This is a genomic window from Streptomyces hokutonensis, assembly GCF_000376565.1.
Lineage (GTDB): Bacteria > Actinomycetota > Actinomycetes > Streptomycetales > Streptomycetaceae > Streptomyces > Streptomyces hokutonensis.
The window spans coordinates 1-8,171 of the sequence record NZ_BARG01000143.1; the positions used below are offsets into that span (position 1 = coordinate 1).

General features: G+C 71.3%; 6 protein-coding genes. 3 read left to right on the plus strand and 3 right to left on the minus strand.

Translation table 11 applies throughout. From position 1 onward, the window contains the following. Together SSP08S_RS54125 and SSP08S_RS54130 are read right to left on the minus strand one after the other, a co-directional pair. Positions 1-1,121 (minus strand): RNA polymerase sigma factor (locus SSP08S_RS54125; RefSeq protein ID WP_019075976.1); only part of this gene is annotated, 1,121 nt, incomplete at its 3' end. Between the two features lie 325 nt (positions 1,122-1,446). Beyond that, a complete protein-coding gene (locus SSP08S_RS54130; protein ID WP_051106226.1) occupies positions 1,447-2,220 on the minus strand; it encodes a TetR/AcrR family transcriptional regulator in 774 nt (257 codons plus the stop codon). A gap of 377 nt (positions 2,221-2,597) precedes the next feature. Between SSP08S_RS54130 and SSP08S_RS54135 the strand changes: the two genes are divergently transcribed. Beyond that, positions 2,598-3,965 carry an NAD(P)/FAD-dependent oxidoreductase gene (locus tag SSP08S_RS54135; protein WP_019075978.1) on the plus strand — a complete coding sequence of 456 codons (1,368 nt, stop codon included), beginning with the start codon at positions 2,598-2,600 and terminating at the stop codon, positions 3,963-3,965. A 235-nt stretch (positions 3,966-4,200) separates the two neighbouring features. Next, positions 4,201-5,859 carry an ATP-binding SpoIIE family protein phosphatase gene (locus SSP08S_RS54140; protein WP_019075979.1) on the plus strand — a complete coding sequence of 553 codons (1,659 nt, stop codon included), beginning with the start codon at positions 4,201-4,203 and terminating at the stop codon, positions 5,857-5,859. Position 5,860: 1 nt separating this feature from the next. Here the strand turns inward: SSP08S_RS54140 and SSP08S_RS54145 are convergent, their stop codons facing one another. Further along, a complete protein-coding gene (locus SSP08S_RS54145) occupies positions 5,861-7,144 on the minus strand; it encodes an MFS transporter (protein WP_019075980.1) in 1,284 nt (427 codons plus the stop codon). 98 nt (positions 7,145-7,242) lie between these two features. Here SSP08S_RS54145 and SSP08S_RS54150 point away from each other — a divergent pair, with 98 nt between their 5' ends. Beyond that, positions 7,243-7,791 (plus strand): MarR family winged helix-turn-helix transcriptional regulator, encoded by a 549-nt coding sequence (locus SSP08S_RS54150; protein WP_019075981.1) that lies wholly within the window; start codon positions 7,243-7,245, stop codon positions 7,789-7,791. Positions 7,792-8,171 lie beyond the last annotated feature (380 nt).

Here is an 8,171-nt window from a genome sequence, read left to right on the forward strand (position 1 = left end):
GCGGACGCACCGGCGGCACCCGCCCCGCCGGACGAACTCCCGCTCGCCGCGGCGGCGGCGCCCGCCGCACCGGCCGCGCCCGCTCCCGCGCCGCCCGCGATGAGCGCGACCGCCTTGGCGTACCCGGCGGCGCCGAACCAGCCGATGACCGCGACCGGGACGACCGCCGGGATCCCGCTGGCGACCTCCTCGATCTGCAGCGCGGCGAGCCGGCACTTGGCGCACTCCTCCAGGTGCTTGCGCAGCCCGCGTTCGGCACGCGTGCGCAGCCGGCGGCGGGCGTAGGTGCCGAGCTGGTCGGCGTAGCGCGCGCACTCCTCGTCGTCGGTGAGGGTGGCGCTGACATGGGCCTGGAGATAGGCCTGCTTGAGGCCCTCGCGGGCCCGGCTGGCCAGCACGCGCGTGCCGTTGGCGTCGAGCCCGAAGAGCGTGGCGACCTCGCTGGGCGACTCGTCCTCGACCTCGGTGTGCCACAGCACGGCCTGCCACCGCTCGGGCAGCGACCGGAACGCCCGCATGGCCATCGACTGCTCGGCCTCGTGCATGGCCCGTACGTCGGCGCCGAGGTCGAGGCCCGCTCCGAAGGAGCCAATGGATGCAGTGTCGTCCGATACTTCCGACACCCGCGCGGACTGCGCGGCGAACACCGCGAAGTCGTCGACGAGTTGCTCCCGCTTCGCCGACTTCGTCCAGTTCGCGGCGACGCGCCGGACGGAGGTCAGCAGATAGGCGCGTACGGCGTGCTCGGGCCCGGAACCGCCGCGCACCGCCTGGAGCATGCGGGCGAAGACCTCGGCGGTCAGGTCGTCGGCGGTGTGCGCGTCCCGGCAGCAGGTGCGGGCGTAGCGGCGCACGGCGTCCGCGTGGCGCCGGTACAGCTCCTCGTACGCCGTGTCGTCACCGGCGCGCATCCGCTCGATCAGCGAGGCGTCGGCCGTGGGCATCTCCAGCGGCGGCGGCAGGACGCTGCCCTCGCGCTGCGGCGGGACGCTGCCCTCGCCGGGACCGGCGTCCTGGGGGACGCCACCGGGCCCGCCCTGGCTCGGCACCTGTGGTGAGGTCAGCCCACCGGCCTCCGGGTCACCGTCACCCAGTGACTCGTCCCGCCCGTCAACGCTCATCGCGGAAAGCCCCCGCCGCCTGCCCAACCAGTCCAGAACACCGGGTCAGCGTAGCCATATTGGCTTTTGTTCAGGACCCCGTCGTACGGACCATCCACTCGTCCGTGGGGACTTCCCGCAACGCAGTACTAGCGTTCACCCCTCCGGGGAAGGCTCAACTCTCGCCCCCGGAGCGGGAGTTGGCGCGGATGACCGAAATGCCCGGAATCGCTCCCGGGCATCACTCGGGGCGCGGGCCGCGCAGCGCCCACGCACCACAGTCACCTATTCGAGTCACCCGCGAACGGGCCTCCCGACCCCGGAGAGTCGACCCCGCAGAGCGGGCTCACAACGGCCGCGACCGCAACCCCTCCAGCAGGATGTCCAGCAACCGCGCCGACGCCGCCGCCTGCTGCGCGGCATCCGGCAGCGAGGGTGCCGCCGTGGCGATCACCAGCAGTACGTCCGACACCGACACGTCCGGCCGCAGCTGACCCGCCGCCCGCGCCCGGTCCACGAGCTGCCCCACGACCTCCAGCAGCGCCGCCGCCCCGGCGTCGTCGACCACCGAGCCCAGGGACCCCGCCGACTCCTCCGGCACCAGCCGCAGTTCGCCCGCGTTCGGCTGCGTCCGCTGCTGCGGCACCCGCGCCTCGTCCAGCAAGGAGCCCTCGGCGCCCTCGTCGGCGACGCCCACCCGCAGCACCTGCGGCGGCAGCAGCCGCCCGGCGCCCGAGGCCACCGACGTCCGCAGGAAGCGCGACAGCGCCGACCACGGCTCGTCCTCCTGCCCGAGCGCCGAACGCGCCTGGTCGGTCAGCCGGGAGGTCTCCTCCTCGGCTATCCGGCGCACCAGGACGTCCTTGCTCGGGAAGCGCCGGTACACCGTGCCGACACCGACCCGCGCGCGCCGCGCCACGTCCTCCATCGGCGCGCCGTAGCCCAACTCGCCGAAGACCTCACGCGCCGCCCGCAGCACGTGCTCCAGATTGCGCTGTGCGTCCACGCGCAACGGCGTCGTGCGCGAGCTGTCCCCGCGTCCGTTTCCCGCCGTCGCACCGACCGCGGCGCCGGATGCGACGGCAGACGCGGATGTCCAATGAGAGTCCTGAATATGCATACACGTTCCCCCGGTTAATGACGTCTCCCCCCGGAGACTCCCCGCCATTGGCAGCCGGAGCATCGTGAGACAAGCCCGGTTCACGAACCACGCTTCTCGCGGGCTCGTTGAGCGCATCCCCCTTCACCCCGTCGACACACGAACATAGTTGAGCGGGGGGCAATTCAGAAGGGGCAGGTTCCGCACGGAGCGCCCCCCGATCGGAGTACGGGTCGCATACATCCCGATTGCGCCCCCCAAGGTCACCCCGATCACCCCCACTGACCTGCGCACCTGCCCCGCACTCCGGCAATTCCGGCGCCCGCGCGCGGCCTCCCCGGCCGGTCACACAATTTGTCGAGCCTGTGGACAAACTCCAGCGCCGGGTGCGTCATGGGATGGTGAAGGAACGCGCGCGCATTCTCGTTGTCGGTGGCGGCTACGTCGGGATGTACACGGCCCTGCGCCTTCAGAAGAAGTTGAAACGTGAAATCAGGCGCGGGCAGGTCGAGATCACCGTCGTCTCCCCCGACCCTTACATGACGTATCAGCCGTTTCTCCCCGAAGCCGCCGCCGGTTCGATCTCCCCCCGCCATGTCGTCGTCCCGCTGCGCCGCGTCCTCGACAAGTGCCGGGTCGTCATCGGCGAGGCCACCGCCATCGACCACGCCAAGCGCACCGCGACCCTCAGCACCCTCGCCACCGAGGAGGAGGGCACCGGCACCGAGGAGTTGTCGTACGACGAACTCGTCCTGGCCCCCGGCTCGGTCTCGCGCACCCTCCCCATCCCCGGTCTCGCCGAGCACGGCATCGGCTTCAAGACCGTCGAGGAGGCCATCGGTCTGCGCAACCACGTCATCGAGCAACTGGACATCGCCTCCTCCACCCGCGACCCCGCGATCCGCGACGCGGCCCTGACCTTCGTCTTCGTAGGGGGCGGTTACGCCGGCGTAGAGGCGCTCGGCGAACTGGAGGACATGGCCCGCTACGCCGTGCGCTACTACCACAACGTCCAGGCAGACGACATGAAATGGATCCTCGTGGAGGCCTCCAACCGCATCCTCCCCGAGGTCGGCGAGGAGATGGGCACCTACACCGTCACCCAGCTCCGCAGACGCAACATCCAGGTCCTCCTGGAGACCCGCCTCGCCTCCTGCGCCGACCGCGTCGCCGTACTCGACGACGGCCAGCGCTTCCCCACCCGCACACTCGTGTGGACGGCCGGCGTCAAACCCCACCCCGTCCTCGCCGCCACCGACCTCCCGCTCACCGCGCACGGCCGCCTCAAGTGCACCGCCGAGCTGACGATCGAGGGCGCCACGCACGCGTGGGCAGCGGGAGACGCGGCGGCCGTCCCCGACGTGACCGCCGACGCGCCCGGCACCGACACCGCCCCCAACGCCCAGCACGCGGTCCGCCAGGCCAAGGTCCTCGGGGACAACATCGCGCACTCCCTGCGGGGCGAGCCGCTTGAGACGTACGCCCACAAGTACGTCGGCTCGGTCGCCTCCCTGGGGCTGCACAAAGGTGTCGCGCAGGTCTACGGACGCAAGCTGAAGGGCTACCCTGCCTGGTTCATGCACCGCGTCTACCACCTCAGCAGGGTGCCCACCTTCAACCGCAAGGCCCGTGTGCTCGCCGAATGGACCCTGGCGGGGCTCTTCAAACGGGAGATCGTCTCCCTCGGTTCACTCGAACACCCGCGAGCCGAGTTCGAACTCGCGGCCGGTGGGAAGCCTCCGCACGACCCGAAGGGGTCGAACTGACCGGACCGAGGAACTCCACCGGCGGCCGGGGCGTCTGACGAATATCGGCCCGGTCCGCCACACTGCCAGACTGGTCCCCGACTTCGGACGGGCCCGCGCCCGCCCGTCCCACCCAAGAGGCTCTCCCCACTGTGCTGCATCCCCCGGCGACCGATGTGCGGCCCCCGCCGCGCGGCCCCCGGACCCCCGGCAGGGTCCGGAACGGGCCGACGACACCTACACGAGGCAAGGATTCGTGAACTTCACGCGCTGGAGCGCCCGGCTCCCCGGAACGCAGCGCCGCGCCGCAGCGCGGACCGACCACCCGGTCACCCCGGACCGCCGGGGCGAGGGCTCCGTCCCCGCGGCCCGCGCCGAGCAGCTCACCGACGAGCCGCCGCCCGCCCCCGCCGTCGACGACCTGCCCGTCCGCGAGGTCCTCGACCGCGTCCCCGCCCTCGTCGCCCTGGTGCACGGCCCCGACCAGCGCATCGCCTACGTCAACGACGCCTACGTGGCTGCCTTCGGCGACCGCCCCCTGGGCGCACCGGCCCGCGAGGCCCTCCCCGAGCTCGACGAACTCGGCCTGCTCCCGCTCCTCGACCAGGTCCTGCGCAGCGGCAAGCCCCGCACCCTCAAGTCCCGCAAGGCCCCCGGCGGCCGGTCCTACACGTTCACCTGCACCCCGGTCGCCAAGAGCGCCGACGGCGGCGAGGGCGGCGTCCTGATCTTCGCCACCGACGTCACCGACCACGCCGAGGCCGCCGAACGCCTGCGCACCAGCGAACGCCGCCAGCGCGAGACCGCCGTGACGCTCCAGCGCTCCCTGCTCCCCCAGGAACTCGAAGAGCCCGACGACCTGCGCATCGCCGCCACCTACCAGCCCGGCGGCACCGAGGCAGCGGTCGGCGGCGACTGGTACGACGTGATCACCCTCGGCGGCGGCCGCACCGCCCTGGTCATCGGCGACGTCATGGGCCGGGGCGTCCGTGCGGCGGCCGTCATGGGCCAACTCCGCACCGCCGTCCGCGCGTACGCCCGCCTCGACCTGCCCCCGCACGAGATCCTCCAGCTCCTGGACGGCCTCGCCACGGAGATCGACGCCAACCAGATCGCCACCTGCGCGTACGCCATCTTCGACCCGAACGAGGGCCGCCTGGTGTACGCCTCCGCCGGCCACCTCCCGATCCTCGTCCGCGACGAGACGGGCACGGTCCAGCGCGCCGACGAACCCACCGGCCCCCCGCTCGGCACCGGCGGCTGGATCCACTCCTCGGGCACGATCCCGCTCAGTCCCGGCTCCACGGCGGTCCTCTACACGGACGGCCTGGTGGAACGCCGGGACGAGGACCTCGACGAGGGAATCGCCTCCCTGGAGCGCGCGTTGGCCGGCGCCACCGGCACCCCCCAGGTCGTCTGCGACCGCCTGGTCCGCTCGCTGGGCGTCACCGCCGACCACGACGACGACGTCGCCGTCCTGGTCGTCCAGCACCCGACCCACACCGGCCACGACGGCGACCTCTTCCGCAACGCGGCCCTGGAACTGCTCGGCGGAGTGGAAGCGGCCCCACGCGCGCGTGCCTTCGCCTCCGGAGTCCTCACCAGCTGGCGCTTCCCCACCGAACTGCACGACCTCGGCGTCCTGGCCGCCAGCGAACTCGTCGCCAACAGCCTCCAGCACGGCACCCCACCCATGCGGCTAAGGCTCCGCCGCACCGACCGCCGCCTCATCGTCGAGGTCACGGACGGCGACGACCACCTCCCGCGCCGCCGCCGCGCGGAACCGGCGGACGAGTCCGGCCGAGGCATCGCGATCGTCGCGACCATCGCCACCACCTGGGGCTCCCGCCGCACTCCGGGCGGCGGGAAGGCCGTCTGGTGCGAGTTCGTACTCCCCAAGACGGCCCCGGTATGACCTACACGTCCGCCCCAACAGGCTCGACGGCCCCCCGAGCCACCACCAGACTCCCCTTCGCCCGCCACGGCTGATCCTGTACGGCGGTCAGCTGCCGCCCCAGCCGCAGGGCGAGCACGCTGATCCCCAGCGAGAACACCAGGAACATCACGACGTACGGCCCCGGCAGCGAGGCACCGAGCGGCCCGCCCACCGCGGGCCCGACGGCCAGCGCGAGCTGCTTCACCAGGGCGAAGGCCGAGTTGTACTGCCCGGCCATCCCCTCCGGCGCCAGATCGGCGACCAGCGGCGCGACGGTCGGCGACAGCATCGCCTCACCGAGCCCGAACAGTGCGTACGTAGACACGAAGGCGGCCGTGGCCATCTCCTGACTCCCGTGCCCGAGCCCGGCATACCCCGCGGTGACCCACGCCAGCGCCCAGATCAGCCCGACACCCGCGATCACCCGCGAACGCCGCCGCCGCTCGACGAACTTCAGCACGGCGAACTGCGCGACCACGATCATCGCGGTGTTGGCGGCCAGCGCGGTCCCAAGAGCGGACGTAGAGATCCCGGCGGCCTCCACCCCGTACGCACTCAGCCCGGACTCGAACTGCCCGTAGCAGGCGAAGAACATGACAAAGCCGAGCACGCTCAGCTGCACCATGGCCCGATTGCCGAGCAGCTGCTTCCAGGCCCCCTTGGCCGACTGCGACGGCGCGTCCCCGATGACCGGCGAGTGCGGCATCCGCACGGTCGCCATCACCCCGGCGAGCACCAGGAACATCGCCGCCTCGATCCCGAACAGCAGCGTGAACGACGAAGCGCTGGTCGTGTCGACCAGATGACCGCCGATGAGCCCACCGACACCCAGCCCGAGGTTCTGCAGAAAGAACTGCATGGCAAACGCCCGCGACCGCGTCTCGGCGGTAGAACACTCCACGATCATCGTGGCAAGCGCCGGCTGCATCACGGCCTGCCCGGCCCCGAGCGCAGCGGCCGACACCAGCACCGCTGTCGCCGTACCCGCCAGCCCCAGACTCATCGCCCCTACGGCGGCCAGGACCAGGGCGACGAGCAGAACCGGCCGCGGGCCACGCCGGACGATGGCCCGCCCGGCGAACGGCAGCACGATCAGCGCGGCCACGGCGAAGACGGCGAGGACGAGCCCCGCCGTCATACCCCCAAGACCCCGCACCTGCGCCACATAGACGTACAGGTACGGGACCGTGAAGCCGAGCCCGAACGCGCTGAGTGCGTTGCCCACGTGGATCCGGCGCATCGCTGCGCCCATCGCCCTGGTCACGTTCACCTCAATCAACTAGTTAGATCTGAAGACTTAGAAGCTAAAGAGTACATACTCAAGGACTTCAAGGCAAAGGAAGGCCGTGCCATACTGCGCGCATGGCCGACACCAGCGGCGTCCCGGAGCCGACGCTCGACGAACAGATCGCCGCCTACCAGCGCGAATTCCGGGACCTCGACCCCCAGGTCGAGAAGATCGTCTCGGCCCTGGGCCGCCTCAACCGCCGCATGAACGTCGCCTACGGCCGCCAGACCGCGAACCTCGGCATCAGCAGCGCCGACTGGGAGGTCCTCAAGGCCCTCGTCCTCGCCGGCGACCCGTACCGGATGGGCCCCAGCGACCTCGCCAAGCGTCTCGGCCTCACACCGGCCGCGATGACCCACCGGATCGACCGCATGGTCACCGAGGGCCTGGTCACCAGGGAGCGGGACGAGTCCAACCGCGTCCGCGTGATCGTCGAGCTGACCCCCGAGGGCCGCGGCAAGTGGCTGGAGGCGATGCGCATGGCGACGGTCTTCGAGGAGGACCTGCTCCAGGACCTCTCACCGGACGAGCGCACCGTCCTCGGCGAGGTCCTCACCCGGCTGCTGCGTAGGGTGGAGCACGCCCAGCCGGACGCGGGCGGGCGGCTGAGCGACCTGGACTGAGCGGGTCTCCGACCCGTCTCCGATGCGCCTCGGACTCGCCCAGGAAAAGATCTTGACGGGGGTGGTTGACACGCCCCTCCTCGATCCGTAGAGTTCTTCGGGTTGCCGCCGAGCCGTAACGGTTCTCCGGCAGCACCTCCGCCGCGACAGCGGCAACCCAAACCATCCGCACGATCTCCCAACGGGATTGATTTCGGCGTGCCCGAATTCAATTCGATTTGGGCTCGGCTGTGTTCGATCAGGTCACTGGACCTCGATTGGAACTCCGCCGGGGGAATCGGCTAAGGTTTGAGACGTCGGAACGGCCCAACAGCCGGGATGACAGCCCACTCTGACTGGGAATCAGGCCCGAAAGGATCTGGTAGAGTCGGAACCGCCGG

Bases quoted from the DNA above. Each gene is read 5' to 3' on its own strand.
- SSP08S_RS54130 (WP_051106226.1), bottom strand. From the start codon at position 2,220: ATGCATATTCAGGACTCTCATTGGACATCCGCGTCTGCCGTCGCATCC.
- SSP08S_RS54135 (WP_019075978.1), top strand. From the start codon at position 2,598: ATGGTGAAGGAACGCGCGCGCATTCTCGTTGTCGGTGGCGGCTACGTC.
- SSP08S_RS54150 (WP_019075981.1), top strand. From the start codon at position 7,243: ATGGCCGACACCAGCGGCGTCCCGGAGCCGACGCTCGACGAACAGATC.